This window comes from Streptomyces sp. McG3, from assembly GCF_018619185.1.
Taxonomy (GTDB): Bacteria; Actinomycetota; Actinomycetes; order Streptomycetales; family Streptomycetaceae; genus Streptomyces.
The window spans coordinates 20,696-47,013 of the sequence record NZ_JAAXYC010000024.1 but is presented as its reverse complement, the minus strand read 5'-3'; the positions used below and the strand labels follow the sequence as shown (position 1 = coordinate 47,013).

At 71.7% G+C, this 26,318-nt stretch carries 24 protein-coding genes; 14 read left to right on the top strand and 10 right to left on the bottom strand.

Features of this window, described 5'->3' with window-relative positions; genetic code table 11:
• Positions 1-4 precede the first annotated feature (4 nt).
• The 3 genes from HET64_RS06655 to HET64_RS06645 form a co-directional block, all read right to left on the bottom strand.
• The gene (locus tag HET64_RS06655) at positions 5-823 is read right to left on the bottom strand and encodes a class I SAM-dependent methyltransferase (protein ID WP_215103107.1); all 819 of its coding nucleotides are present in this window, start codon (positions 821-823) and stop codon (positions 5-7) included.
• Positions 824-919: 96 nt separating this feature from the next.
• Positions 920-2,110, bottom strand: a complete 1,191-nt coding sequence (locus HET64_RS06650) for a YcaO-like family protein (RefSeq protein WP_215103106.1) — start codon at positions 2,108-2,110, stop codon at positions 920-922.
• On the bottom strand, positions 2,110-3,081 hold the full coding sequence (locus HET64_RS06645) for an HEXXH motif-containing putative peptide modification protein (protein WP_215103105.1): 972 nt from the start codon (positions 3,079-3,081) through the stop codon (positions 2,110-2,112). Before HET64_RS06645 ends, HET64_RS06650 begins: the two co-directional genes overlap by 1 nt.
• 864 nt (positions 3,082-3,945) lie before the next feature.
• Here HET64_RS06645 and HET64_RS06640 point away from each other — a divergent pair.
• From HET64_RS06640 to HET64_RS06615, 6 genes are all read left to right on the top strand, one after another.
• Positions 3,946-5,022 (top strand): glycosyltransferase family 4 protein, encoded by a 1,077-nt coding sequence (locus tag HET64_RS06640; protein WP_215103104.1) that lies wholly within the window; start codon positions 3,946-3,948, stop codon positions 5,020-5,022.
• Complete coding sequence (locus HET64_RS06635; protein WP_215103103.1) at positions 5,019-6,416, top strand: N,N-dimethylformamidase beta subunit family domain-containing protein; 1,398 nt, start codon at positions 5,019-5,021, stop codon at positions 6,414-6,416. Before HET64_RS06640 ends, HET64_RS06635 begins: the two co-directional genes overlap by 4 nt.
• A 400-nt stretch (positions 6,417-6,816) precedes the next feature.
• Positions 6,817-8,076, top strand: a complete 1,260-nt coding sequence (locus tag HET64_RS06630) for a nucleotide sugar dehydrogenase (protein WP_308369858.1) — start codon at positions 6,817-6,819, stop codon at positions 8,074-8,076.
• 22 nt (positions 8,077-8,098) lie between these two features.
• Complete coding sequence (locus tag HET64_RS06625; RefSeq protein WP_215103101.1) at positions 8,099-9,034, top strand: NAD-dependent epimerase/dehydratase family protein; 936 nt, start codon at positions 8,099-8,101, stop codon at positions 9,032-9,034.
• Between the two features lie 77 nt (positions 9,035-9,111).
• Complete coding sequence (locus HET64_RS06620; RefSeq protein WP_215103100.1) at positions 9,112-10,329, top strand: glycosyltransferase family 4 protein; 1,218 nt, start codon at positions 9,112-9,114, stop codon at positions 10,327-10,329.
• Positions 10,330-10,449: 120 nt separating this feature from the next.
• Entirely contained in the window at positions 10,450-11,082 is a 633-nt protein-coding gene (locus HET64_RS06615; RefSeq protein WP_251144887.1) for a DUF2461 family protein, read from the top strand.
• Positions 11,083-11,211: 129 nt separating this feature from the next.
• Here HET64_RS06615 and HET64_RS06610 read toward each other — a convergent pair whose 3' ends face one another.
• Entirely contained in the window at positions 11,212-11,928 is a 717-nt protein-coding gene (locus HET64_RS06610) for a DUF899 domain-containing protein (protein ID WP_215103099.1), read from the bottom strand.
• Positions 11,929-11,992: 64 nt separating this feature from the next.
• Here HET64_RS06610 and HET64_RS06605 point away from each other — a divergent pair, with 64 nt between their 5' ends.
• Positions 11,993-12,649: an alpha/beta hydrolase gene (locus tag HET64_RS06605; RefSeq protein WP_215103112.1), complete on the top strand. Its 657-nt coding sequence runs from the start codon at positions 11,993-11,995 to the stop codon at positions 12,647-12,649.
• A 90-nt stretch (positions 12,650-12,739) separates the two neighbouring features.
• The gene (locus tag HET64_RS06600; protein WP_215103098.1) at positions 12,740-14,806 is read left to right on the top strand and encodes a phosphocholine-specific phospholipase C; all 2,067 of its coding nucleotides are present in this window, start codon (positions 12,740-12,742) and stop codon (positions 14,804-14,806) included.
• A gap of 87 nt (positions 14,807-14,893) precedes the next feature.
• Here the strand turns inward: HET64_RS06600 and HET64_RS06595 are convergent, their stop codons facing one another.
• The 3 genes from HET64_RS06595 to HET64_RS06585 form a co-directional block, all read right to left on the bottom strand.
• On the bottom strand, positions 14,894-15,799 hold the full coding sequence (locus tag HET64_RS06595) for a DUF2510 domain-containing protein (protein WP_215103111.1): 906 nt from the start codon (positions 15,797-15,799) through the stop codon (positions 14,894-14,896).
• A gap of 72 nt (positions 15,800-15,871) precedes the next feature.
• Positions 15,872-16,564 (bottom strand): response regulator transcription factor, encoded by a 693-nt coding sequence (locus HET64_RS06590; RefSeq protein WP_215103097.1) that lies wholly within the window; start codon positions 16,562-16,564, stop codon positions 15,872-15,874.
• A 2-nt stretch (positions 16,565-16,566) separates the two neighbouring features.
• Entirely contained in the window at positions 16,567-17,520 is a 954-nt protein-coding gene (locus HET64_RS06585) for a HAMP domain-containing sensor histidine kinase (RefSeq protein WP_215103096.1), read from the bottom strand.
• A 301-nt stretch (positions 17,521-17,821) separates the two neighbouring features.
• Between HET64_RS06585 and HET64_RS06580 the strand changes: the two genes are divergently transcribed.
• The 5 genes from HET64_RS06580 to HET64_RS06560 all read left to right on the top strand — a co-directional run bounded on the left by HET64_RS06580 (position 17,822) and on the right by HET64_RS06560 (position 22,302).
• Complete coding sequence (locus tag HET64_RS06580; RefSeq protein ID WP_215103095.1) at positions 17,822-18,109, top strand: DUF3040 domain-containing protein; 288 nt, start codon at positions 17,822-17,824, stop codon at positions 18,107-18,109.
• Positions 18,110-18,381: 272 nt separating this feature from the next.
• A complete protein-coding gene (locus HET64_RS06575) occupies positions 18,382-19,113 on the top strand; it encodes a FadR/GntR family transcriptional regulator (protein WP_215103094.1) in 732 nt (243 codons plus the stop codon).
• A 218-nt stretch (positions 19,114-19,331) separates the two neighbouring features.
• On the top strand, positions 19,332-20,099 hold the full coding sequence (locus tag HET64_RS06570) for a (Fe-S)-binding protein (protein WP_215103093.1): 768 nt from the start codon (positions 19,332-19,334) through the stop codon (positions 20,097-20,099).
• Positions 20,096-21,673, top strand: coding sequence for a lactate utilization protein B (locus HET64_RS06565; protein ID WP_215103092.1), 1,578 nt, complete (start codon positions 20,096-20,098; stop codon positions 21,671-21,673). Before HET64_RS06570 ends, HET64_RS06565 begins: the two co-directional genes overlap by 4 nt.
• Complete coding sequence (locus HET64_RS06560; RefSeq protein ID WP_215103091.1) at positions 21,670-22,302, top strand: LUD domain-containing protein; 633 nt, start codon at positions 21,670-21,672, stop codon at positions 22,300-22,302. The genes HET64_RS06565 and HET64_RS06560 overlap by 4 nt, the downstream gene beginning before the upstream one ends.
• 65 nt (positions 22,303-22,367) lie before the next feature.
• On the opposite strand, the gene HET64_RS06555 is transcribed toward HET64_RS06560, so the two are convergent.
• Positions 22,368-24,290 carry a DUF2264 domain-containing protein gene (locus HET64_RS06555; protein ID WP_215103090.1) on the bottom strand — a complete coding sequence of 641 codons (1,923 nt, stop codon included), beginning with the start codon at positions 24,288-24,290 and terminating at the stop codon, positions 22,368-22,370.
• Positions 24,291-24,424: 134 nt separating this feature from the next.
• Between HET64_RS06555 and HET64_RS06550 the strand changes: the two genes are divergently transcribed.
• Positions 24,425-25,228, top strand: coding sequence for a sulfite exporter TauE/SafE family protein (locus HET64_RS06550; RefSeq protein WP_215103089.1), 804 nt, complete (start codon positions 24,425-24,427; stop codon positions 25,226-25,228).
• Between the two features lie 18 nt (positions 25,229-25,246).
• On the opposite strand, the gene HET64_RS06545 is transcribed toward HET64_RS06550, so the two are convergent.
• Positions 25,247-25,660 (bottom strand): hypothetical protein, encoded by a 414-nt coding sequence (locus HET64_RS06545; protein WP_215103088.1) that lies wholly within the window; start codon positions 25,658-25,660, stop codon positions 25,247-25,249.
• Between the two features lie 99 nt (positions 25,661-25,759).
• Complete coding sequence (locus tag HET64_RS06540) at positions 25,760-26,239, bottom strand: DUF309 domain-containing protein (RefSeq protein WP_215103087.1); 480 nt, start codon at positions 26,237-26,239, stop codon at positions 25,760-25,762.
• Positions 26,240-26,318: the final 79 nt, after the last annotated feature.

Here is a 26,318-nt window from a genome sequence, read left to right as displayed (position 1 = left end):
AGGCTCAGAGGCGTTCGTAGACGGAGACGTGATAGCTGCTTGCGCGGGTGAACGGCTCGCCCGTCCAGGAGCCCAGGCGCCTCCGGAGCCGCAATCCCGCCCGCTCCGCCATCAGGTCCAGTTCTCCCGGTGAGGCGTAGTGGAAGCGGACCCGGAGGTGACGGGTGCGGTCTCCCTCGTGAACGAGGTAGTGGGACTGGTACGTCGCGGTGGACGGGTCGATCCTGCGGTGGCAGAGGATCAGGTGGTCATCGGTCTCGGAGACGACCTCGGGCACCCCCGACGCGGCCGCGACGGCCAGGGCTTCGGGCACGTGCGCGTCGAGAACGAGGGCGCCCGTCGGCGTGAGCCGGTCCGCCGAGGCGATGAGGCAGCGCTGAAGGCTTTCGTGGGAGGTGAGTTCGAAGAGGGTGCCCCCCACGACGAGGATGAGGGAGAACGGTCCCTCGACGGGCACATCGGCGAAGTCGCCGAGGGTGACGTGGACGTTGTCCCCGCCGGGTTTCGCGCGGAGCCGCGCCGCCATCGCCGCCGACGCCTCGATTCCGTGAACGTCGAAGCCTCGTCGGGCGAGTGGCAGCGCGACCCTGCCGGTACCCACCCCCAGTTCGAGAATCCGGCCCTCACCGGCGAGCTCGGTGAGCATGTCCACGGTCGCCGTGGTGACGCCGGGCTTGGCGAACCACCGGTCGTAGTCGGCTGCGTGGTCGTCCGCGTACTGTCCCGCCGGGACGGTCCTGGGGGCGTGGCGGTCATCGACGGGGCCCGGTGTCACGGAGGGCCGGTGGGGCGAGGGGGCTGGTCTGTCGGGTTGGACGGTCATGCCGGGCCTCCTCGGCCTGCGGTCGTTCCGGTCCCCGTGACGAGCGGTGGTCTGCGCGGTCACGGCCGGCCGGCGGGCGGTGTGCGGATCGCGGGATCATCCGAGCGGGTGCGGGCCGGGCCCGGCCGCCGGGCCGGGTTCACCGTTCGGGCCGGTCGGCAGGGCACGTGCCCCCGGAGCCACGACCCGTACTACGGTCCAGCCCAAGGAGGCCGGCTGTCCGCTCGTGGTGTCCACGACGACGAGGTCTCCGCCGGTGTGCTCGGCGAGGGCGTCCGTTCCCGACCGGTGGGGCGCCCCGGCGGCCGGTTCGCGGCGGACCCCGCTCCGCGGGGCGCGGGACGTCCACAGGCGGAGGCTGTCCTGCCGGTGATACGTCCACAGCGCGTGCTTGACCGCGGAGTCCGGCGGATCTTCGCCCCGCCAACGCGCCCATGTGTCCTTCACTACCGCTGTGTTCATGCTCCAGCGCACCATGAGCGCCTCATAGGCCGCCTTCTCGGCCAGCGTGTCGACATCGCCCGTATCCGGACCGCAGCGCGCCCCGAAGGTCTGCCGGGTCCCGTCCGCGGCGTGCAGAGCCACGGCCACGCACCGTGCTCCGGCGGGGGCCGGCAGATCGAGCCCGGTGGCCTCCGTCCCCGTGCCGTCGAGCAGTTGGGACAGGGGCTCCGGCAGCCCGGTCGAGGCCATCACGTCCGGGCCCGGAAGGAGGCCGTACCAACTCCCGCGGATGAGGTCGCGTTCCAGTACCTCCCAGGCGGCGTGTTGCGTTGCCGCCTCCGGATCCGGGTGGGCGGCGATGCCGGTGGAGCCGGCGCCCGGCCCTGGATCGCACCCGGTCGGCGCCCGGTGGTGGAGGAAGACCGCTCCGGCCGGTACGTGCACCTCGGCACCGGTGCGCAGGGAGCGCCCGAGCACCCAGAGCCGACGGGCCTCGCGCACGTCGTCCAGCGCAGCCGCGCCGCCGTCTGCCGTGAGCCCGGCGGGATCGACGGCGGGGATCCCCTTGCGGCGGAGCTCCTTGTGGGTCGCGACCACCGCCGCGTCCGCCTCGGCCGCACGTCCCGCCAGGACGTTGCCCATACGTTCGAGGAGTTCGCCGCGCGCGCTTGCCGCGACCCTCTCCGGGTCGTGTCCGGCCGAACTCCCCACGAGGATCGGACGGTCACCGGCGGCGCAGACGGCGTCGAACTGCGGTGAGCGCGCCGCCACCCGGGCGAAGACGACCTGCGGACAGGAGGCGTACGGGGCGAAGACCTGAGGCGTCCAGGAAGCCACGGCCATCAGGCGCGCACCTGTGCCACCAGTGCGGCGTCCTCCAGGATCGCCGCACCGTGTTCGGTGAGCGCGTCACGGTGCCCGGCCATGGTGCCGACCGCCTCGGCGGCGGAGCGGGCAAGGAGGTCGTGGCGCGATCGCACGGCAGCGTGCGTGCCGGCCTCGTCCGGGGCGTCGGCGATCAGGTGCCGGTACAGCAGGACACTGCGCGCCAGGACCACCATCTGCTGGAACAGGCCGGTGAGCGGCCTCGGGTCGATCCTGAGAGGGGTGGTGACCATCGGTCCGTCGTCCTCCAGGGGCCGCAGGAACGGCCGGGTCGCCACGGACGCGGCGTTGCAGCGCGTGTGGGCGCCTTCGTGGACGAGGGCTTCGGCCAGCCGGACGGGGCCCGGCAACCCGTCGGGGTCCGGCGTGAGACGGTCGCGTCGGATGAAGACGGCGCCGTGGACCGTGAAGTCGGTGAACCCGTCGATGGCGGGTCCGTCCAACAGGGCGATCTGTACGAGGACGGTGCTCAACTCGGCCGCCGCGCCGGGCCAGGCCGACGTCAGCAGGGCGATCGCGTGGTGCGCGGTGTCCCTCTCATGGGTGCGCCACCCGGTCACCTCGGAGCCGTGGAAGGTGTCCGGTTCGGTGGCTCTCTTCGGTACGGACCTCAGCGCGCGGACAACACTGCGTTCCAGGTGTGGCCCCGGCTCCGTGAGTTCGACCGGCCAGGGAAGCCCGGAGGAAGGCGAGGCGGGGCCGGCCGACCGGGCTCGGTCGAGCATGCCGGTCACGCGGGTGAGGCGCTCGGGCGTGGGATGACCGGTCCGCATCATGTGCTGGGCGACGTGCGCCGCCTCGACCACCGCTGGATGCGTGGCTTCCCGCGACAGGACCTCCAGGCCCACCCGTTCCAGGGCCGTGCGGGTCATGAGCGCCAGGGCGGAGCGCTCCTCGGTACTCTCGCGGGCGTCGGGTTCCACTCGCACCGTGGATGACCTCCGTGCTGCCGTAGGAGCGGGGATCGGGTGAGCGGTGGGGGACGGGCGGCGAACCGGATCGGCTCGCCGCCCGGGTGGCGCCGCGTCAGCTGGGCACGTCGACCATCAGTGCCAGTTCGGGAAGTTCGTCTTCGGGAATCTGCTCGATCTCCTCGGTCGTGTCGATCATGTCGATCTCCCTTCGATTACCGTCTCCGCCGACGTTGACGGGGAGTCACGGCGCGACCACGGTAGGCGCGGTCCGGAAGGGAGCACAAGGTGCCGCTGGTTCGCCGCGACGCCCGCACCACGGCCCGTTCGGCTCCTGAATACCCGGGTGGAAGTCCCTTGACGGCAGGGTGTTCCCAGTGGTCGGCACCGACGCCCGTGCGCCGCCCGCCTGCGTCTCCCGGTCGGCCCGGCGTGCTGATCGCAGCCCGGGCCTACCACGCGCGGCAGCCGTCGGAAACGCCCCCGCTCACAGCACGTCCGCTCTGTCACCTGTTCCCTCTCGGACACATTTCTGTCCGGAAGTTGCCGACAGAAGGGATGGGTCCGACGCCGGACCGGCGTTCCAGGCTTCGCCATCGGCTTGTCCGCTCCCGCGATGCGGGCAAAACTGGCGGAAACAGGACAGCTGAACAGGCTGAAAGGTCACTCTTGGAAAGCCCCGCGGCACACAGGATGATGCTTCGTCAGCTGCCCCGTCCCGAGGAGACGCCCGTGGATTCGATGGACACCCGGTCCCAGCGACCTCCAGCCGCCCCGCGGCCCGGATCCGCCACCACGGCCCCGCGGAGCTAGGCCGGCATGCGCATCGCGTACCTGCACGGGGGCAGCATTCCCTCCCCCTTCGCCAACGGAGTACACGTCATGCGTATGTGTGACGCGTTCGCGGAGGCCGGGCACGAGGTCACCCTCTACTCCGTACCCGGCTCGGGCGAGGACCCCTACGCCTACTACGGTGTGCGCAACCGCTTCCCGATCCGTCTCGTGGCCTGCCCCGACTACACGCCCTCCGGCTACTGGAAGCGGGCCGAGGACATCCGGACACTGGTGGAGGACGGCCCCGCCCCCGACCTCGTCTACGGGCGGGATCCCTACGCCCTGGCCGCCCTCGGCGACCTGGCGCCCCTGGTGTACGAGATCCACCAACTGCGCGAGGACCTCTCGCCCGTCGGCACCGAGGAAGAGCTCCTCCGCACCCCCCGACTGGAACGCGTCGTCGCGATCACTCACGCCCTGGCCCACGACCTGCGGGAGAAGTACGCGGCCCTGGGCACGCTGCCCATCGTGGTCGCGCCGGACTGCGCGGACCCGCCGGGCCCTGCCCCGGCCGGCCGTTCGCCGCTGCCGGGCCGCCCGGACGCCCCGCGCGTCGGCTACGTCGGCCACCTCTACGACGGACGGGGCATCGGCCTCGTCCTGCAGCTCGCCGAACGCTTTCCCTCGATCGATTTCCACCTGGTCGGCGGCACGGACGAGGACCGCGTCCGCTGGCAGAAGGTCTGCCGTTCTCCACACGTGTACTTCCACGGCCACCGGCCGCCCGCCGAACTCGGGTCGTACTACCCCGGCTTCGACGTCGTTCTGGCCCCCTACGAGCGCAAGGTGTACACGTGGGGAAGACTGGGGGAGACCGGGCGCTGGGCCTCGCCCATGAAGGTGTTCGAGTACATGTCCCACGGCCGCCCCATGATCGCCTCCGACCTGCCGGTCCTGCGGGAAGTCCTCCAGGACCGCGTCAACTGCCTCCTCCGCCCGCCCGAGGATCCGGACGCCTGGGCGGGAGCCCTGCACGAACTGATCACCGACTCCTCCCTCCGCCACAGACTCGGCGCCGAGGGACGGCGGCAGGTACGGGAGCGCTATACCTGGCGCCGACGGGCCGATGTCGTCCTCGCCGGGCTCGGCGGCCCGGGTAACCGCCCGACCGGGCCCACCCCATGACGGATGAAGCGCCCATCGACGGGGTAGTGGTGAACGGCTATCCGGGCCGGCCCAGCGTGCGGGCCGGCGAGATCCTGCGGCTGCACATCTCGACGCGAGCCCGGCGGTTCCGGGCCGACTTCTACCGCTGCGGCCCGCGTCCACGCCTGATGGGCCATCTGGAGGGACCCGGCGCATACGCGGAGCCGGGCGGCCACGACGAGGACTGGACCTGGCCCGGGCACGACATGGCGATCCCTGGGCACTGGCCCTCGGGGGTGTACGTCGCGGTACTCGGCCCCGGCACCGGACACCCCGCCGCGCGGACGCCGGCCGATGCGGCCGCCCTGGACGCCCGGCACTCGCGACTGCTGTTCGTGGTGACGGCCCGCGACCCCGGGCGCACCGCTCGCATCCTTTACAAGGTGCCGCTCTTCACCTACCACGCGTACAACCGGAGCGGCGGAGCCAGCCTGTATGGTGCCCTCTCCCGCACGGAGACCCGTCGCACCGTCACCCTCGCGCGCCCCGGCGGCGGAACCGGCGGCCCGGTCAAGGGCAGGCCCGACGCCCACGACCCCCGCACTCCCCGCCAGACCTTCGCGCACTGGGACGCGCCCTTCATCGCGTGGCTGGAGACATCCGGGTTCACCGCCGACTACTGCACCGACCTCGACCTTGACGAGGACCCGGAACTCGCACACCGCTACCGGCTGCTGCTGTCCGCGGGACATGACGAGTACTGGAGCGAGGGCGTCCGTCGACACGTCACCGACTTCCGCGACCAGGGCGGCAACCTGGCGATCTTCGGGGCCAACACCTGCTGGTGGCGGGTGACACCGAACTCGGCCGGCACGGCCATCAGCTGCGCCAAGTACCCGCCCGGAGCACCCCAGGGCGCCGACACCGACCGGATGCGCGGCGCCCCCGACCACTGGTGGGAGATCGAACCGGAGAACCGGCTCATCGGCGTCAGCTACCGCAACGGCGGCGGGCACTGGGAGGGGGCACGCGAGTCACTGGGCTTCACCGTTCAGCACCCCGAGCACCCGGTCTTCGCCGGCACGGGCCTGAGAGAGGGCGACGTGCTGGGAGGTGAGCATCACCTCGTGGGGTACGAATGCGACGGAGCCGCCTATCGGCGCGACCAGCAGGGCCGGGCGGTCGCCACCGGAGAGGACGGAACACCCGACGGATTCACCATCCTGGGCGTCGCGGACCTCCCCACGGCCCCCGCGTCGGGCTGGCACACGGCCGTACGCGAAAGTGACGGCCCGGGTCGAGCCGCCACCCTCGGGATCTACACGCGGGGCGGAACCGTCTTCAACGCGGCCACCACCGACTGGCCGCGGCTCCTGCCCCTGGAACCCCGGATACGAACCATCACCCGCAATGTGATCACTCTGCTCACATGAGGTCTGCCCCGGTCCTGCCGGCACCCGGGCGCCACACCCGACCGCACGTTCCCGCTGACCACCGTCAGGCCCATCGCCCGCATCCCAGGGACCGCGCCACCGCAACGGACTCGCGCACCGAGAGCGTCCTGCGCCCTTCACACGGGGGCGAACCGCCCAGAGGGGAACTGCTCATGCCCGTACGGCCCAGCACGCCCGACCGTTGCGCTCCCGCCGCGACCCCACGCGCCGGAACCCGGACCCGACGCCCGCGGGTTCCGGGCCGACCACGCCCGTGGGCGGGGGGCGCGCGACCCCATGTGTCCGGCGAGAACAGGTGAACGGGTCCGCCCCGGACGGGGCGTCACCGCGCGAGGCGGCGCGTCCCCCCACACGGCCCGGCCCGTCCCGTGGCCGCGCGGTGATCGTCGGGCAGGGCTACGTCGGACTGTCACTGGCCGTACGGGCGGCCGAGAGTGGATACCAGGTCGTCGGCTATGACGTGGACAAGGAACGAGTGAGCCGTCTGGTGGACGGCGACTCCTATGTCGAGGACGTCTCCCGCGCGCAGCTCCTCCCCCTGCTCGCCTCCGGCGCCTACCGGCCCAGCCGTGACCCGGCCGACTGCGAAGGCTTCGACATCGCGGTCATCACCGTTCCCACACCACTCAGAGACGGACTGCCCGACCTGTCCCACATCGTTGACTCGGCCCGGACCCTGGGCGGTTACCTCCGGCCGGGAACCACCGTCGTTCTGGAATCAACCACCTACCCGGGAACGACCGAGGACCTCGTGGCCCCTCTCCTGCAACAGACATCCGGACTCCTCGCCGGCCGCGACTTCCAGCTCGGCTACAGCCCCGAGCGCATAGACCCCGGCAACACCCGCTGGCGGCTGGACAACACCCCCAAACTCGTCTCCGGCGTGGACGCGACCTCCCTGCGGCGGGTCACGGAGTTCTACGGCTCCATCGTGGACACTACGGTGCAGGTCAGCAGTTGCCGGACCGCCGAGATGGCCAAGCTGCTGGAGAACACCTTCCGCCACGTCAACATCGCCTTGGTCAACGAGCTCGCCACGTTCTCCCACGACCTCGACGTCGACGTGTGGGAGGCGATCGACGCGGCGGCGACGAAACCCCACGGATTCCTGAGCTTCCACCCGGGACCGGGAGTCGGCGGACACTGCCTGCCGGTCGACCCCTCCTATCTGTCCTGGTGGGCCGAGCGCACGGCCGGCCGCACCTTTCGTTTCGTGGAGCTCGCCAACGACGTCAACGGCCACATGCCGGACTACGTGGTACGCCGGCTGACCGACGGGCTCCGGCGACGCGGCAAGAAGGTGGACGGATCACGCGTCCTGCTGCTGGGCCTCGCGTACAAGGCCAACACGAGCGACGTCCGGGAGACTCCGGCCGTCCGCATCACGGAACTGCTTCTCGCCCTGGGCGCGAACGTCAGCGCCGCGGACCCGCACGTCGCGCGGTCGGTGCCGCCGGCCTCCGGGCCACTCGACGCGGTCCCACGGGTGACGGCCGGGGAACAGGAGCTGTCGGCGGCCGATGCGGTCGTCCTGCTCGCGGACCACGACGCGTTCGACTACGGCCTCATCGCTCGATGTTCCACCTACGTCCTGGACTGCCGCCGACGGCTCGGCGGCGACAACATCGACGTTCTCTGACCACGGACTGGGAGTGACGAGCGTGAAGATCGTGATCACCGGAGGCGCCGGCTTCATCGGCAGCAACCTCGCCCATGCCCTCACCCGCTGCGGCGAGGCGTCCGAGGTCCGTGTCCTGGACGACCTCTCCACCGGTTCCCGGGACAATCTCACCGGAGCCGACGTGCGGTTCGTCGAGGGCAGCGTCCTGGACGCCGCGCTCCTCGACCGGGTGTTCCGGGGAGCGGAGACGATCGTCCACCTCGCCGCCCTGCCCTCGGTCGCCCGCTCGGTGGCCGACCCCCTGGCCAGCCATCATGCCAACTCCACCGGAACACTGATGGTTCTGGAAGCGGCCCGGCGCGCGGGCGGCGCCCATGTGATCGCCGCTTCCTCCTCCTCCGTGTACGGGGCCAACCCCCACCTTCCCAAGCACGAGGACCTGCGCCCGGCCCCCCTCAGCCCTTACGCGGTAGGCAAGTTGGCGGCCGAGTCCTACCTGGCCTCCTACCACCACTGCTACGACTTGCCGGTTCTGCCGTTCCGCTTCTTCAACGTGTACGGTCCCCGGCAACCCGCGGGACACGACTACGCGGCAGTGGTGCCCGCCTGGATCAACGCCGCCATGACCGGTCAGCCGGTCCTCGTCAACGGAGACGGCCTCCAGAGTCGCGATTTCACCTATGTGGAGACCGTCTGCCGGGTTCTCACCCGGGCGGTGCTGCGCAAGGTCGTCTCCGCCGATCCGGTGAACCTCGCCTACGGGACGCGTACGTCCCTCGCCGAACTGATCACGGAGCTGGAGGCGGTTCTGGGGACCCCGCTCGACCCGCGGCACCTGCCGCCCCGGCCGGGAGACGTTCGCCATTCCCATGCCGAGAACTCGCGGCTTCTGAACCTTGTCCCCGGCGTGCGGCCGGTCCCGTTGCGCGAGGGACTCGAACGGACTGTCGAGTGGTTCCGGGAGCAGGCCCGCTAGGACACCACCCGGCGCGGAGGCCGGTCCACCGGATGTCTCCGCCGCAGCACCCGGTACACACCTGATGGGAGCCGGACATGACCGAGCCTCGCACCACACGGCAGGACCGGCGGCAGGCAGAGGAACAGCGGCGCTCACCTGCCGTCCGGGCAGGCCTGCGCATCGCGTATCTGCACCCCGGGAGCGTCCCCTCTCTCTATGCCAACAGCGTCCACGCCATGCGGATGTGTGACGCGTTCACCGAAGCAGGGCACGACGTCACGCTGTACACGGCGCCGGGCACGTACACCGTCCCGGACCCGCACGCGTACTACGGGGTGCGCCACCGCTTCACCGTGACGACGGTCCGGAGCCCCGACTACTCACCGGCCGGCTACCGGGACCGGGCGGACCGGGTGCGCCTCCTGCTGACCCGCGACCCGCCGGACCTCATCTACGGCCATGACCTGTACGCCCTCACGGCAGCGGCCGAGGTGGCGCCACTCGTCTACGAGACCCACCGTCTGAGGGACGACCCCAACACCCTGCGCATCGAGGAGGACCTGCTCCGTAACACTCCGCCGACGCGCATCGTCGTGATCACCCGTGCCCTCGGGCAGGACTACCGGCTCGCCTACGGCCACCTGGGCAGCCTTCCGATCGTGGTCGCTCCGGAGGCCGCCGAAGAGCCCCGGACTCCCGCCCACCGGCAGGATCCACCGCCGCTGCCGGGGAGGCCGGGCGCACCGAGCATCGGATACGTGGGACATCTCTACGAAGGGCGCGGAATCCATCTCGTCCTGGCGCTGGCCAACCGCTTTCCCGACTGCGACTTCCACCTGGTCGGCGGCGCTCCCGAGGATCTCGACCGGTGGCGGAGGAGGGGCGGGCCGCCGAACGCGTACTTCCACGGTCACCGGCCGCCGGGTGCCGTCGAGGCGTACTACCCGCTGTTCGACGTCGTTCTCGCTCCCTACCAGGCGAAGGTCTACACCGCCGGCAGCCACTGCGAAACGAGCCGCTGGGCCTCCCCGATGAAGATCTTCGAGTACATGGCGCACGGGCGAGCCATCATCGCCTCCGATCTGCCCGTGCTGCGCGAAGTCCTCCAGGACGGCGTCAACTGCCTCCTGCGCCCGCCCGACGATCAGGAGGCCTGGGCCGAAGCCATCGGCCGCCTCGTCACCGACACGACCCTCGGACGTTCACTCGGCGAAAAGGCCCGCCGGCAGTTCCTGCACAGCCATACCTGGAGCCAGAGGGCCCGCTTGGTCCTCGCGGACCTCGACACGTTCGGTGTCGGCGCCGAACAGTGAGGCTGCATGGCACATCGAACCGGCCGGAGAGCCCCCGCCGTACCCCCGCTTCGTCAGGGGTGACGCACCCCGCCCGACCAGCTCTCCGCCCACCGATCACGGGTGAGCTATTCTGCGCGCATGCGCGGACAGTTCACCGGCTGGCCGGAGCAGGCCATGGACGTGTTGTGGCAGCTTCAGGGCGAACCGGACCACGCGACCCGCGAACGCTTCCGCGCGGACCGCGAACGCCTGGTCCGGCTCCCGATGATCGCCCTCCTCAACGACGTCGCGGACACCGACCCCCGGTACGAGGACTTCTCCGTGTGGCACTACCGCACCGACTCCTGGTGGTGGCAGCACCAGGCCGCGGTGATCCGGCTCGGCCGCAAGATCGAGATCGGTCTCCGGTTCTCCCTGGACGGCCTGCGGATCCAGGGCGCCTGGTGGTACCCCGACCCCGGCCAGGTGGACGTGTTCCGCAGAGCCGTGGCCTCCGAGAGGAGCGGCCCCGAACTGTCCGCCATCGTCGAGGAGGTGCGGAGGAAGGGCTACGACGTCTCCGGGGACGTGATGAAACGCCCCCCGCGCGGCTATCCGGCAGACCACCCCCGTACGGATCTGCTGCGCCACCGTTCGCTGATCGCCGCCCGTCCCCTCGGCTACGAGGAGTGGCTGCACACCCCGGAGGCGGTCGACCGGGTCCTCTCGGCCGCCGCCGACCTGGACGCCCTGCTGATGTGGCTGGTCCGCCACGTGAAGCGCGCGCCCTGACCCGACGAGGCCCGCGCGGCACGTCGGAGCGTGACCGGGAAGGGGCGTGCTTCAGTGCGGGGTCGACCACCATGTCTCCTGCCACAGGTACGCGGTCGACTCCATCGCGCGCCACTTCCCCGACACGGCTCAGCCGCCGTAGTCGTCGTGGTGGCGGACCCAGTCCATGATCCCGGCCTCCTCCTGGCGCCCGAGGGGGGTCAGGTCCAGGTAGTTGAAGGTGCCGTTGAGGAGATCGGTGCCACGCGAGTACGTCGAGTAGGTGTGGAACACACGATCGCCCTCGCGGAGGAAGACGCTCAGGCCGTGCTGCTCGCCGCTCTCGGCCCAGGACCCGATTCCGGCCTCCCGCAGCTCGTCCTTCGTGCGGAAGTTGAAGAGAACGGGCGTCACGGATTCATCCATGGTGACGTGGAAGTCGTAGTTGAACGATGTCCCGTGGGAGGAGAACCAGGGGAAGGTCCACTCCATGCGTTCGCGGAACTCCGTGATCCTCGCCAGAGGCGCGCGCGAGACCCCGGCGAATGATGTCCGGGCCGCGTGCAGATGCGCCAAGTGGCCGATGTTGTCGGCGAGGAGCGAACACCCGGTGCAGCCGGCCTCCCAGTCGGGTGCCAGCATGAAGTGGTAGACGATGAGCTGGCTGCGACCGTCGAACAGGTCGACGAGGCTCACCGTGCCGTCCGGACCGTCGAAGACGTACGGTTCGGTGACCTCGACCATCGGCAGGGCCCGGCGCTGTGCGCTGAGCGCGTCCCGCTCCCGGTCGAACTGCTTCTCCCGCGCCAGCAGTTCCTTCCGGGCCGCCAACCATTCTTCTCGCGACACAATCGCCGGACTGTTCATCTTCGGTCCTCGCTGTCGTCGTACCTTTTCAGCTGTCGGAACGTTACGTGAGGAGGCGGGCGCTCTGTCTGCCGTACTGCTCGTTCATGGCCTGTACCACCGTCCCGAGCACTTCGGCAGGGTGGCGGAACGCTTGCGGACCGCGGGCATCGAGGTCGTCGTGCCCGAGCTCCACCGGGGCTCGCTGTCCGCCGACACCGCGGCGGTCCAGTCCGCCGTCGACGCGTTGGCGGAGCCTCCGCTCGTGCTCGGCCACTCCTACGGCGGGTCGGTGATCACCGGAGTGCGCGGGGCGGGGCAGCTGGTCTATCTGACGGCCTTCGTGCCGGACACCGGCGAGAGCGCCGCCACCCTGGGCGGGGCATCGCCGCGACTCCAGGAGGCGATCATCCCCGAGCCCGACGGATCGACCCGTCTGTGTCCCGACCTCGCGGCCGAAGTGCTCTACAACGGCTGCCCCGCACCCCCCGCTGCCTGGGCGGTCGGCCTGCTCCGTCCGCAAGCCCCCGGCTGTGGACGGGGAGTCCCCCTCCATCACAGCTGGAAGGACACGCCCTCCACCTACGTCGTCTGCGGCCAGGACCGGGTCATCGACCCCGCTCTGCAACGGAAGATGGCCGCGCGGTGCACCGAGGTACGTGAGTGGCGGACGGGCCACTCCCCGTTCGTGGGGCACCCCGGTCTCCTCGCCGAACTCCTGGAGGAACTCATGCGGCGTTAACCGATCCGTCACGGCCTCTTCCGTTCTGTTCGATTCTCTTGGAACATCCTGTTCGCTTCTGTTCCCCACACTCCAAGAGGCCCCTCACTCATGGCTGATATGAATCGGCGCCGCTTCTTCCAGATAGCCGGTGCGACGGCGGGATTCGCCGCACTGTCGGGCAGCATCGACCGCGCCGCCGCCATCCCCGCCCACCGGGCTTCCGGGACGCTCCAGGATGTCGAACACATCGTCGTCCTGATGCAGGAGAACCGTTCCTTCGACCACTACTTCGGGGCGCTGAAAGGCGTCAGGGGGTTCGGGGACCCGCGGCCCGTGACGCTGCCGAGCGGAAAGCCCGTCTGGCATCAGGCCGACGCGACGGGCAAGGAGACCCTGCCGTTCCACCCGACCGCCGACGACCTGGGGATGCAGTTCCTCCAGGGCCTCAACCACGACTGGGCGGGCGGCCACCGGGCGTACAACGACGGTCGGTACGACCGCTGGATCCCGGCCAAGACGCCGACGACGATGGCCCATCTGACCCGGGACGACATTCCCTTCCACTACGCGCTCGCCGACCGGTTCACCGTGTGCGACGCCTACCACTGCTCGTTCATCGGGGCCACCGACCCCAACCGCTACTACCTCTGGTCGGGGTACACCGGCAACGACGGCACCGGCGGCGGACCCGTCCTCGGCAACGAGGAGCGCGGCTACGGCTGGACGACGTACCCCGAACGACTGGAAGAGGCCGGGGTCTCCTGGAAGATCTACCAGGACATCGGCGACGGCCTGGACGGCCCCGGCGGCTGGGGCTGGATCGACGACGCCTACCGGGGCAACTACGGCGACAACTCGCTGCTCTACTTCGACAAGTACCGCGACGCCCAGCCCGGGAACCCGCTGTACGACAAGGCGCGCACCGGCACGAACGTGGCCGGAGGCGACGGCTACTTCGACGGCATCGCCGCCGACGTCCGGGCCGGAACCCTGCCGCAGATCTCCTGGGTCGCCGCCCCGGAGGCCTTCACCGAGCACTCCAACTTCCCGTCCAACTACGGCGCCTGGTACATCGCCCGGCTGCTGGACGCGCTGACGTCCGATCCCGAGGTGTGGAGCCGGACCGCCCTGTTCATCACCTACGACGAGAACGACGGCTTCTTCGACCACGTCGTGCCGCCCTATCCGCCGACCTCCGCCGACCGGGGCCTGTCCACGGCCGACACCTCGACCGAGGTGTACGCGGGCGGCGCCGCGTACGGCCCCGGTGTCTACGGACTCGGGCCGCGCGTCCCGATGCTGGTCGTCTCGCCCTGGAGCACCGGCGGCTACGTCTGCTCCGAGACCTTCGACCACACCTCGGTGCTGCGGTTCATGGAGCAGCGCTTCGGCGTGCGCGAGCCGAACATCTCACCGTGGCGGCGTGCCGTCTGCGGCGACCTGACCTCCGCCTTCGACTTCGCCCGCACCGAGCCCGCCCCCGGCGACCTGCCGGACACCTCCGCCTACGAGCCCCCGGACCGCGAACGTCACCCCGACTACCGGCCGACCCCGCCCGCCGTCGGATCACTGCCGAAGCAGGAACCGGGCAGCCGACCCGCCCGGCCGCTCCCGTACGCCCCGTACGTCGACGGTGCCGTCGACGCGGGCACCGGGAAGATCGCGCTCACCTTCAGCCCGGGCACGGTGGCCGGCGCGCAGTTCTACGTCACCTCCGGGAACCGGACCGACGCCCCGTGGACGTACACCGCCGAGGCCGGCCGGACGGTGTCGGACGCCTGGAACTCCGCCTACTCCGGCGGCACCCACGACCTCACGGTCCACGGCCCCAACGGTTTCCTCCGTACGTTCAGGAGCCCGGGTTCCACCGTCGGCCCCGAGGCCACCGCCCGCCACAACGACGGCAGCGGCAACCTCGACCTGACCCTCACCAACCCCGGCGACAGCGAGGTCCGCCTCACGCTCTCCAACGCCGACGCCTACGGGGGAGCGGAGCAGTCGGTCACCGTCCGGCCCGGCGCCACCGTGTCGCGCACCATGGACCTGAGGGCGGGAAGGCGCTGGTACGACGTGTCCGTCACGGCCGAGGGAGACCCGGCCTTCCTGCGCCGCTTCGCCGGGCATGTCGAGACGGGGGCCGCCGGGGTCAGCGACCCGGCAACGGCCACGGGCTGACGCGACGGATTACCCGACAGCGAACGGTGGGGCCCGGACCGTCTCCGGTCCGGGCCCCACCGCTCACGCGACGCCGGGCGGGGCCGTTCAGACGGCTCCGCCGCCGCCTCCGGCACCGGACGCGGCCTTGATCCCGCGGGTGATGTCGTCCAGGACGGACAGCTTCGGCGCGTCCTTGTTGACGTCGAACCCGGACCGGACCACGACGAGCATGTCCTTGGAGGCGGGGGAGGGGAACACCAGCGACTCGACGTAGCCGTCGTCGCCCTTCTCCGTCACCACCTTCCAGCGCACGACATAGCCTTTGCCGCCCGCCACCGTGACGGCCTCGGACCTCAGCTCCTCGTGCGAGGAGATCTTCCCGTAGCTCTTACCGCCGTAGGACTCCTGGGCGTTGGGGGCGATGTCCTTCTTCGCCGCCTCCTCGGGCGTCCCCGCGGTGAGCTTCATGGCGGCCGCCGGGGCGGAGAACACCCCGCCGCGCACGCAGGTCTCGGCGGTGTCGCCGGGGCACGCGTGCTCACCCGTCGTCAGACCGGCGCCGACCGCCCCGGAGGTTCCCTTCCAGCCCTTGGGCACCGGAAGGCTGATCCCCGCGGCCAGGTCCGTGGCGAAGCCCGGCTCGGTCGGCGGGAGCCGGTCACCGGGTCCCTGGCCTTCTCCGTTCTCCCCGCCGTTCCCCCCGTCGCCCTCCTGACCGTCCTTCTCGCCGCCGTCCGGTGCGCCCGGCGGATCGGGGACGGCGGACGGCGAGGAGGCCGCCGTGTCCGGCCGGCCGCCGCCGTCCTCGCCGAGCAGATACACACCGCCCCCGATGGCGGCGAGCACCACCGCGCCCACCGTCACACCGACACCGATGCGGATCCCGCGACGGCGCGCCGCGCCGGGCGACGCGCGGACATGGCCGGTCCACTGCGCTCCGTCCCACCAGCGTTCCTGAGCGGGGCCATTGCCTGAGTGCCCGGGGTCTGGATGCCAGCCGGGCGGGGTCATCTGGGTCACGGGGGCACCCTATGCGGACCGGGTGAGAATCACATGAACTGCCCGGACCCTTGATCCCGTGGGTCAGGGCTCGATCAGCCCGGCGCGGATCGCGTAGCGGGTGAGCTCCAGGCGGTCGCGCAGACCGAGCTTCTGGAGCAGGTTGGCGCGGTGCCGTTCCACGGTCTTGACGCTGATGACGAGCAGCTCGGCGATCTCCCTGGAGGAGTGGCCCTCGGCGACCAGCTTGAGGATCTCCTCCTCGCGCTCCGTAATGGTCCGCGCGGGCAGGTCCTCGCCGTCCCTGGCCCGGTCGAGGAAGTTCCGGATGAGCGCGGTCACCGCGCCCGGGTAGAGGAACGGCTCGTCGCGCATCGCCGCCCGGCAGGCCTCCACCAGGTCCCGGTCCGCGACCGACTTGAGGACGTACCCGGCCGCCCCCGCCTTCAACGCCTCGAAGAAGTACTGCTCGTTGTCGTACATCGTGAGCATCAGGATCCGCAGACCGGGCATCACCCGGGACAGCTCGCGCGCCGCCTGGAGGCCGGTCAGACGGGGCATCGCGATATCCAGAATGACCAGGTCGGGCTGTTCGGCGCGGGCCATCTCGATGGCCTCGGCGCCGTCGCCCGCCTCGGCGACGACCGTCAGGTCCGGTTCGCCGTCGAGGATCAGCCGGACGCCGCGTCGCACGAGGGCGTGGTCGTCCGCCAGCAGGATGCGGGTCGGAGCGGTCGCGCCCCTGGAAGGCGTGGCGATGGACGGTGAGGTGGGCATGGTCACTTGCTTCCGTTCGGGACGGGCACATCGAGACGTACTTCGGTGCCACCCTGCGGGCCGGGACCGAGGAAGACCTCGGCGCCGATCAGCAGGGCGCGTTCGCGCATACCGCGCAGGCCCGCCCCCTCCGGGGCGCCCCCGAGGCCGCGGCCGTCGTCGCGGACGCGCAGTTCCACTCCGCCGGGGCTGCGCCACAGCGACAGTTCGAGCCGGGTGGCGCGGGCGTGCCGGACGGTGTTGGTGAGGGCTTCCTGCGCGATCCGGTAGACGACCAGCTCGGCCTCGGTGCCCAACTCGGGCAGGTCCTTTCCCATCCGGCGGCGGATCGTCAGCCCGTCCGGCTTCGGGGTCTCGGTGATCAGCGCCGTCAGCGCGCTCACCAGGCCCAGCTCCTCCAGCACCCCGGGCCGCAGCCGGCGCGCGATCCGGCGGATCTCGTCGAGCGACCCCCGGGTGATCTCCTGGACCTGGCGCAACTCCCCGCGCAACGGCTCCGGGGCGTGGTCGGCGACCCGCTTCAGCTCCAGCAGAACCGCGGTCAGCGTCTGCCCGACCTCGTCGTGCAGCTCCTGCGCCACACGGCGGCGCTCGGCCTCCTGCGCGGAGAGCGCGCGGGCGCTGCTGGTGGCCCGCTCGGCCTCCAGCCGGTCCAGCATCGTGTTGAACGTCTCGATCAGCGCGGCGATCTCACCGTGCCCCGCGACCTCGGGGCGTGGGCTCGGACGCAGCAGATCGGTGGTCGTCATCGCGCGGGTGACGCGCTGGAGCGGGAAGAGGCCGAGCCGGAGCAGGGCCGCGTTGGCCGCCAGCATGAAGGCGATGCCGCCGGTCAGGATCATGGCCTCGGTCAGCAGGACCGGGGTGGAGATGGTGATCGGCCCGAGCAGCAGCAGGGCGCCGGCCGCCACCAGCACGGCCGCGTTGAGCAGGAAGATCCGCCAGAACAGGGACAAGGTCGAACGGCTCCTTCGGAGGTCGGGTCGTAACGGGCGCACGGACGGCCGCGCTGACAGCCTCCACTATCGTCGCTGCGCGGGTGGACGGCCGTCGCCGCCCGGACCCGCCGCTCCGGCACCCCGCGCGCGCCCGGTCTGCATGGTGCGCACCCCCGGATATGGGTGCTGTCCCCGATGGTCCCCGGAGGCCTCCTCCGACGACCATGAGGCCAGGGCCCCGGGGGCCCTGCCCCGTGCCGCACCGCGGGGGCCGGGGCATCAGGAGCCGAGAGGGTTTCCGTACCGGGAGGGAGACACCATGCCCACGTACGACGAGCGGCTGCGTGACCTGGAGGAGCAGCTGCGTCACGACGATCCCGGGTTCGCCGAGGCGATGTCCGGCGGGACCCCGCGCACCCCGCGCGAGTACCGCCGCCGCAACGCCTGGGTGTGGCTGGCCGTCGGGCTCGCCGCACTGGGCACCGGTATCGCCGTGGGCCACGGTCTCCTGATCGCCGCCGGCCTGGTCGTGTCCGGAGCGGCGGCCCAGCTCTTCGACCCGCAGTGCGGACGCCTGCACGGGCGGGACATCCCGAGCGCCCGCTGACCCGCGTCCCTCCTCCCGGCGGTGCCTGCACGCACTGCCCCACCGGCCTCCTTCCGGCCGGCGTCGAGGCCTCGTCCGGACCTCCGGGCGGGGCCTTCGCCCGTACGGGAGGGAGGAGCGAGCTCCGTGAGGACGGACCACACGCCCCGAGGTCCGGTCGACGCGCTGAGGTCCGACCACTCGTTCAGGTCCGACCACTCGTTGAGGTCCGACCACACGTTCGGTGTGACATAGGCTGCATGTCCGGATCCGGCCGAGGCAGGGAGTGACGGATGCCCGTCGAATGGCAGCCCGTGCGGCAGTCCCGCACCCATGAACTCGTGCTCCGCAGCATCGAGGAGCGGGTCTTCGCCGGAGAGCTCCGCGCCGGTGACCGGCTGCCGCCCGAACGGGAACTGGCTCCGGTGCTCGGCGTCAGCCGCTCCGCCCTGCGCGAGGCGCTCCGGGTGCTGGAGACCATCGGCGTCCTGGTGGCCCAGCCAGGCCGGGGACCCGACGCCGGGGCCCGCATCGTGCGCAACCCGGACGACGCGCTGGGCCGGCTGCTCCGACTTCACTTCGCCCTCGGCAGTTACAGCCTCCAGGACGTTCTGGAGGCCCGTGTGGTCCTGGAGCGCTCCAGTTTCGAGGCCGCCGCCCGCCACGCACCGCCCGAGGACCTCGACGAGGCGGAGGAGCTGGTGGCGGGCATGGCCGAGCCGGGCATCGGGGTGAGCGGCTTCAATGATCTGGACACCCGCTTCCATGTGCTCATCGCCCGCAGCTCCGGCAACGCCCTGACGTCGACGCTCACCTCCGCCGTACGCGAGTCCGTACGGCCGCTGATCCTGCGCGCGCTGGAAGCCGCCGAGGACTGGCCGGCCACCGCTCGCGCCCTCAACGCCGAGCACGGTGCCCTCCTCGCGCTGGTGGGGGAAGGGCGGGGCGGAGAAGCCGCGGACCTGGTGGAGCGGCATATCCGGGGCCTGCACGGGACGCTGGTGGAAGGCCCCATCGCACCGTAGGAACCCGAGCGGGCCCTCTGCTCCCGCATACGCCCTCCGGGATCGCGTGCCGCACGAAACGCCGTCCGGGACGGTGTGCCGCACGACGCGCAGTGCGGACGTTCCCTTCGACGGCCTGTCTTCAACGGCCTGCGCCTAGTATGGTCCGACCATAGAAACCTCATAGTGAAACGCGACGGCCACTCGACCGCCGCGGAGAACCCGACCGGGGAGGCTCCATGCGCATCGGACTCTTCGCCACCTGTCTGGGAGACACGCTCTTCCCCGACGCGGTGAAGGCCACCGCGATCCTGCTCGCGCGCCTGGGCCACGAAGTGGTGTTCCCGCCGGGCCAGACCTGCTGCGGGCAGATGCACATCAACACCGGCTACCAGCGCGAACCCGTGCCCCTGGTACGCAACTTCGCGGACGGGTTCGGCGACGCCTCGATCGAGGCGGTCGTGATGCCGTCGGGCTCGTGCGCCGGTTCCGTGCGACATCAGCACCGGATCGTCGCCGACCGCTACGGGGACGCCGCGCTCCGCGCCGGAGTGGACGCCGTCGCCGCGAAGACGTACGAGCTCTCCGAACTCCTCGTGGACGTCCTCGGCGTCACCCGGGTCGGCGCGTACTTCCCGCACCGGGTGACGTACCACCCCACCTGCCACTCGCTGCGGATGCTCCGGGTCGGCGACAAACCGCTCCGGCTCCTGCGCGCGGTCGAGGGGATCGACCTCGTCGAGCTGGAGGGGGCCGACTCCTGCTGCGGATTCGGCGGCACCTTCGCGCTCAAGAACGCCGAGACGTCCACCGCGATGCTCCACGACAAGACGGACAGCATCACCGCCACCGGGGCGGAGGTGTGCACCGCCGGGGACTCCTCCTGCCTGATGCACATCGGCGGCGGGCTCTCCCGGATCCGGTCCGGGACCCGCACCCTGCACCTCGCCCGGATCCTCGCCGCGACCCGCACCACGCCCGACGTCCTGACGGAGGCCACCGCATGAGCACGTTCCTCGGCATGCCGGCCCCGCCGCCCCGCTCCCCGTACGGCACCGGAAACCTCCGCGGCGACCGGGCCTTCCCCCGCGCGGCCCACGACGAGCTGGGCAACGACCAGCTCCGCCGCAACCTCGGCCGCGCCACCGGCACCATCCGGGCCAAACGCCTCGGCGTCACCGGCGAACTGCCCGACTGGGAGGCCCTGCGGGACGCGGGCTCCGCCATCAAGACCGACGCCATGAACCGGCTGCCGGAACTGCTCGAACAACTGGAGCGCAAGGTCACCGAGCGCGGCGGCACCGTGCACTGGGCGCGCGACGCGACCGAGGCCAACGAGATCGTCGCCCGGCTCGTGAAGGCCGCGGGCAGCGACGAGGTCATCAAGGTCAAGTCGATGGCGACCCAGGAGACCGGACTCAACGAGCACCTGGAGTCCGTCGGCATCACCCCCTACGAGACCGATCTCGCCGAGCTCATCGTGCAGCTCGCCCACGACAAGCCCTCACACATCCTGGTGCCCGCGATCCACCGCAACCGGGACGAGATCCGCCAGATCTTCCTCGACCGGATCCCCGGCGTCGACCCGGATCTGGACAACGTCCCCGCCCACCTCGCCGCCGCCGCCCGCCGCTACCTCCGCGAGAAGTTCCTCTCGACGAAGGTCGCCGTCTCCGGCGCCAACTTCGGTGTCGCCGAGACCGGCACGCTCGCCGTCGTCGAGTCCGAGGGCAACGGACGCATGTGCCTGACCCTGCCCGAGACGCTCATCACCGTGATGGGCATCGAGAAGGTGATTCCCCGCTACCAGGACCTGGAGGTCTTCCTCCAGCTCCTGCCCCGCTCCTCGACGGGGGAGCGGATGAACCCCTACACCTCGCTGTGGACCGGGGCTACGCCCGGCGACGGTCCGCGCGACTTCCACCTGGTCCTCCTCGACAACGGCCGCACCGCCGCCCTCGCCGACGCCATCGGACGCGCGGCCCTCAACTGCATCCGCTGTTCCGCCTGCCTCAACGTCTGCCCGGTGTACGAGCGGACCGGCGGCCACGCCTACGGTTCGACCTACCCCGGCCCCATCGGCGCCGTCCTCACTCCGCAACTGGCCGGAATGCACGCGGCGAAGGACGACCCGAACAGTTCCCTGCCGTACGCCTCCAGCCTCTGCGGGGCCTGCTTCGACGCCTGCCCGGTCAAGATCGACATCCCCGCGCTGCTGGTGGAGTTGCGCCATCAGCACACCGAACAGAGCGGTGTCACGCCGGAGAGGCTGGTGATGAAGGCGGCCGCGGCCGTGATGAGCCGACCGGCCGTGTACACCGCCGCGCAGAAGGCGTCCGGGCTCGGCCGCGTCATCGCGGGGCGCGACGGGACGATCTCGCGGCTGCCCCCGCCGCTCAGCGGCTGGAGCGACAGCCGTGACACCCCGGCCCCGCCCCGGCAGACCTTCCGCTCCTGGTTCGCCTCCGACGAGGGCGCGGCCGCCCTGCGGGCCGCGGCCGGCGAACACGACGCCGCGGCCCCGGACGGACCCGGCACCACGGCCCCCGGCGGCGGGCACGACGAGGAGGACGCGACATGAGCAGTGCCCGCGACACCGTGCTGGGCCGGATCCGTGACGCCCTGGCGCTGGCCCCGGCACCCGCCGTCGTCGTCCCGCGCGCCTACCGCACCGGACGGGTCTTGCCCGACGACGAACGCCTCGCCCTGTTCACGGACCGGCTCCTCGACTACAGGGCGCGGGTGCACCCCTGCACCGCGGGCCACACCGCCGAGGTCGTCGGCGACGTCCTGCGGGAGCACGACGTCCGCCGCATCGGCGTGCCGGCCGGGCTGGACGCGCGCTGGCTCGCCCGGTACGACGGCGAGGTGCGGCAGGACGACGCCGATGTCCCGCCCTCACAGCTCGACACCCTGGACGCGGTGGTGACGGCGTCGGCCGCCGGCTGCGCCGAGACCGGCACGATCTTCCTGGACGGTTCGCCCGGCCAGGGCCGCCGGGCGCTGTCCCTCGTCCCCGATCTGCACCTCTGCGTCGTCGACCTCTCCACCGTCGAGGCGGGCGTGCCCGAGGCGGTGGCGCGCCTGGTGCCCGAACGGCCGACGACGCTGATCAGCGGCCCGTCCGCCACCTCCGACATCGAGCTGGAACGGGTGGAGGGCGTGCACGGCCCCCGGACGCTGGTGGTGGTGATCCGGACGGACGCGTAGCACCGTGGGCCTCGCGTTCGGATCGGGCCGGGCTCCCCGGTCCGGCCCGATCCGAACGCGAGGTCTCAGGCGGTGCCGGCCGGCCCGTGCTCCACCGTCACCGCCGCACCGCCGAACGTGATCCGCGTCCGCGCCCCGTCCTGCGCCCAGCGCACCTCGACCGTGTCACCGGCCACCCCCACCCGGCCCACCACCTCGGCGGGCTCCGGGTCGGCTTCCGGGTCGGCGGTGAGGGAGGCCAGGGCGGCCAGGACCACCGTGCCGGTCACATCGGCGGCGAGCCGGGGCACGGTCGCCCAGCGGGCGAACGCCGTCCCCTGCGGGGCCCGTACGTCCTCGGGAGCCTCCCAGCCGTGCAGCCCCCACAACCGTGAGCGCACCGTGCCGCCGGGGTCGGTGGCCCAGCCCGTCAGCTCGGCCCGCGCCCCGTCCGGCGCGCCCAGTACCCGGTGCACCCGCAGTTCATGGCGGCCCCGCGCCACGATCGCGCTCTCCACCCGCAGCCCGGGGACGGTGGACGGGCCCGCCGGAAACACCGGCAGGTGCCAGGAGGCCGCCCAGCCCCAGCCGTCGCCGTGCCCGGACCCGAGCGGATGGATGCGCCGCCGTGCGCTGCGTGCCCCGCCCACCGTCACCGACATATGGTTGTCCGCGGTGTTCGCCGCCGAGGTGGGTCCGGTCACGGTGGAGTACGCGAGCCGCGCGTAGTGCGGGTCCTCGTCGGCCGCGGACTCGCCCTCGTCCGCGCGGACATGGTCGCTGCCGTGGTTGTGCAGCCGCACCACGCCGTCCGCCCGCGTCGACTGCACCAGAAAGCCCGCCGCGGGCACGGACAGCACCCGGTCGCGCCCCTCGCTCGGGGCCGCCTCCTCCGGCGACGACCAGAATGGATGCTCGGCGGGAGCCAACAGGGACACGAACGCCTTCGACGCCCAATAAGGCGACGCGGGACCGGAGTAGGTCTGCAGCGTCGCCGCGTGCGGGCCGTGCCAGCCGAGGCTCAACAGCCCGCTCCCGTCGACCGCGCCGCGCTCCAGGAAGTATCGCAGCGCCCCGCTGGCCACCCGCCGGGACGCCCCCGGGGCGAGGGGCGTGTGCCCGGTCACCGCGCCCAGACCCACACCCGCGCTCGCGGCGAAGCGATAGGTCAGCGAGCGCCCGAAATGCAGCGGGGCCCCGTCGCCGCCGAACATCAGCGAGAAGCTCTCCAGATGCTCGCGCAACCGCGCCCCGTGCCGCGCCGACTCCCGCGCGTCGCCCGACAGATGGGCGTCGAGCAGCGGATACAGGTGCAGTGCCCAGCCGTTGTAGTGGTCAAAGGCGCGCCCGTCCCCGTCGGCGTACCAGCCGTCGCCCCGGTACCAGCTCTCCAGCAGCTCCAGAGCCCGCTCCCGGGCCCGTGCCGTCTCCGCGTCGCCCCGGCCCACCGACTCCAGGAAACCGGCCACGGTGTACGGGAACAGGTACCAGTTGTTGCCCGCCGGAACGTGCCGCAGCGCGCCCCGCAGCCACTGCTCCGCCCGGTCCCGCACGTCGGGCGTCAGCCGGTCCCAGAGCCAGGGCCGGGTGAGCCGCAGCCCGAGGGCCACCGAGGCGGACTCCACCATGGGCTGCCCCCGCACATCGTGGTCCAGGATCAGCGGCCAGGACTCCGCGTCGTCCCGGCCCGGTGTCCGCGTACCGGCGTCGAGCCCGTCCGCGTACCGCTCCAGCAGCCCGTTCGGGTCCTTGCCGCCCGCCCCCGCGACCCGGAAGCCGGCCGCCAGGAACGTGCGCGCGTACCCCTCCAGCCCGTCGGAGCGGACACCCGAGTGCGACGGGGGGCCGGGCAGGTCGAGCCGGGCGCCACCCGGCGTGGCCCACTTCCACGCGGCGTCCAGCATCCTGTCGGCGGCCGCCTCCCAGTGGGCGCGGGTGTATCCGGTGTACGGGCTCGACGCGCGGTCTTCCGGAGGGAGTTCGAAGAGGGCACCAAGGGAGACGGTCATGCGGAAATCCTGAGCGACTGATCGAAGAGGGTCAATAGATCGATCAAAAGCGGGCTGAATCGATCAAACGCTCATGGAGGGGTGGGTGTAGGCGCGTCGGCCGGAAAACCGGTGCGCTTACCATCTTTCCCGACATGGACACCATCAGCCTCTGGCAACTGGCCGCACTCGCGGCGGCATCCACCCTCGTCGGCTTCTCCAAGACAGCTGTCAGCGGTGCCAATACGATCAGCCTCGCGGTCTTCGCGGCCGTTCTCCCGGCCCGCGAATCGACCGGGGTACTGCTCCCGATCCTCATCGTCGGCGATCTCCTCGCCGTACACGTCTACCGCCGTCACGCCCACTGGCCCACCCTGCTGCGGCTGTTCCCCGCCGTCGCCGTGGGCGTCGTGATGGGCACCCTTTTCCTGCTGTGGGCCGACGACGCGGCGGTCCGTACCTCCATCGGCGCGATCCTGCTGTTCATGACGGGCGTGACGCTGTGGCGCCGCCGGATCGCGGAGAAGGAGACCGGGGCCGAGGCGGGCACCGGGGCCGAGGCGGACACCGGGCCCGCCGCGGGCGACGAAGCCGCTACCGGCACCGGCCGGACCGCCGCGCGCGGCTACGGGGTTCTCGGGGGGTTCACCACGATGGTCGCCAACGCCGGCGGGCCGGTGATGTCGCTCTATCTGCTCTCGGCCGGCTTCCGCAAGCTCGGCTTCCTCGGTACCTCGGCCTGGTTCTTCCTGATCCTGAACGTGTCCAAGGTGCCGTTCAGCGTGGGCCTCGGCCTGATCGACGCCCGCTCCCTGCTGCTCGACGCCTGCCTGCTGCTGTTCGTCCTGCCCGGCGCCTACCTGGGCCGGGTGTGCGTCGACCGGATCAACCAGAAGGTCTTCGACCGGATCGTCATCGGTGCGACGGTGGTCGGCGGACTTCAACTGCTGCTGGTCTGAGGCAGCTGGACCGCCTTCTCAGGGAAGCAGCAGCCAGTCCGCTCCCACGGCGGCCAGCAGCCCGGTCCCCAGCAGCCAGCTGGCCAGTCGGGTGCGTCCGTTCCTGCTCAGCTCGATCACCACGCCGCACAGGATGAGCGCGAGCCCGTAGACGCCGACGACGAGCACCGATGAGCGGCTCGCGATGCGCAGCCCGAGCACGAGGGCCATCGCCGCCATGCCCACCGAGGAGAGCACGATCCGCAGCCGCCGGGCCTGGCGCGGGGTGAGTCTCTTCCCGCCCTCACCATCAGCGCCGCCTCCGACCGCAGCCGCAGCCGTCGCCGTGTCCGCTTCCGTCTCCGCGACGGCGTCGGCTATCGGGGAGTCGGCGGCCCCGTCCTCCTCGCGCTGGTCCCGGTGCTGGTCCTGATCCTGGTCAGAAGTGCTCATGGAGCCGGATCGTAGTAGCTGCACGGAGCCGGGGCCCGCGGAGCCGGTTCTTCCGCTCCTGGCCCCGCCTCGGGACCGGCCCCGGCTACGGCCTTCGGGCTACCTCCGCAGGCGCGGCGCCTCGGCCGCCGCGTCAATCGTCGGGCCTGCCTCCACCCGGTCCGCCAACTGCCGCGCCCAGTCGGACAGCCCCGCGGCCGCGATGCCGTGCGGCCCGGACGCGGTGAACGGGGCGAGCGCCCCCGCGCCCCGGCGCAACAGCCGCGCGCCGCCCGCGGTGTTGCCCCGCGCGGAATGGGTCAGCCCCACCGCGAGCTGGGCCAGCCCCCGCCAGAGTTCGCGCTCGTCCTCCGGGCCCGACTTCCAGGCGTCCTCGAAGACCTCGTGCGCGTGGAACGGCATTCCCGCGTCCAGCAGTCGCTGCGCCTCCCGGAGCGTCTCCGAGGGCGTGCGGACGACCCCCTCCGGCTGTCGTTCGACGCCGGGTGTGCCGTACGGCAGGGGGCGTCCCAGTCCGTCACGGGGGCGCGCGTTGCGCGCCCGGCCCTCGGCATCACGGTCTCTGCGCGTCTCGTTCACCACTCGATTGTGCCCCGCACCTGCGGAGAATCGCGCGAACCCTGTCGACGAGCACCCGCGCACGACTAGGCTCGACCGT

Excerpts from the sequence above, each read along its gene's own strand:
- HET64_RS06620 (WP_215103100.1), top strand. The coding sequence starts at position 9,112 with ATGACCGAGCCTCGCACCACACGGCAGGACCGGCGGCAGGCAGAGGAA.
- HET64_RS06655 (WP_215103107.1), bottom strand. The coding sequence starts at position 823 with ATGACCGTCCAACCCGACAGACCAGCCCCCTCGCCCCACCGGCCCTCC.
- HET64_RS06615 (WP_251144887.1), top strand. The coding sequence starts at position 10,450 with ATGCGCGGACAGTTCACCGGCTGGCCGGAGCAGGCCATGGACGTGTTG.
- HET64_RS06610 (WP_215103099.1), bottom strand. The coding sequence starts at position 11,928 with ATGAACAGTCCGGCGATTGTGTCGCGAGAAGAATGGTTGGCGGCCCGG.
- HET64_RS06650 (WP_215103106.1), bottom strand. The coding sequence starts at position 2,110 with ATGGCCGTGGCTTCCTGGACGCCTCAGGTCTTCGCCCCGTACGCCTCC.
- HET64_RS06545 (WP_215103088.1), bottom strand. The coding sequence starts at position 25,660 with ATGAGCACTTCTGACCAGGATCAGGACCAGCACCGGGACCAGCGCGAG.
- HET64_RS06595 (WP_215103111.1), bottom strand. The coding sequence starts at position 15,799 with ATGACCCCGCCCGGCTGGCATCCAGACCCCGGGCACTCAGGCAATGGC.
- HET64_RS06560 (WP_215103091.1), top strand. The coding sequence starts at position 21,670 with ATGAGCAGTGCCCGCGACACCGTGCTGGGCCGGATCCGTGACGCCCTG.
- HET64_RS06565 (WP_215103092.1), top strand. The coding sequence starts at position 20,096 with ATGAGCACGTTCCTCGGCATGCCGGCCCCGCCGCCCCGCTCCCCGTAC.
- HET64_RS06580 (WP_215103095.1), top strand. The coding sequence starts at position 17,822 with ATGCCCACGTACGACGAGCGGCTGCGTGACCTGGAGGAGCAGCTGCGT.
- HET64_RS06550 (WP_215103089.1), top strand. The coding sequence starts at position 24,425 with ATGGACACCATCAGCCTCTGGCAACTGGCCGCACTCGCGGCGGCATCC.
- HET64_RS06570 (WP_215103093.1), top strand. The coding sequence starts at position 19,332 with ATGCGCATCGGACTCTTCGCCACCTGTCTGGGAGACACGCTCTTCCCC.
- HET64_RS06600 (WP_215103098.1), top strand. The coding sequence starts at position 12,740 with ATGGCTGATATGAATCGGCGCCGCTTCTTCCAGATAGCCGGTGCGACG.
- HET64_RS06635 (WP_215103103.1), top strand. The coding sequence starts at position 5,019 with ATGACGGATGAAGCGCCCATCGACGGGGTAGTGGTGAACGGCTATCCG.
- HET64_RS06640 (WP_215103104.1), top strand. The coding sequence starts at position 3,946 with ATGCGTATGTGTGACGCGTTCGCGGAGGCCGGGCACGAGGTCACCCTC.
- HET64_RS06590 (WP_215103097.1), bottom strand. The coding sequence starts at position 16,564 with ATGCCCACCTCACCGTCCATCGCCACGCCTTCCAGGGGCGCGACCGCT.
- HET64_RS06575 (WP_215103094.1), top strand. The coding sequence starts at position 18,382 with ATGCCCGTCGAATGGCAGCCCGTGCGGCAGTCCCGCACCCATGAACTC.
- HET64_RS06555 (WP_215103090.1), bottom strand. The coding sequence starts at position 24,290 with ATGACCGTCTCCCTTGGTGCCCTCTTCGAACTCCCTCCGGAAGACCGC.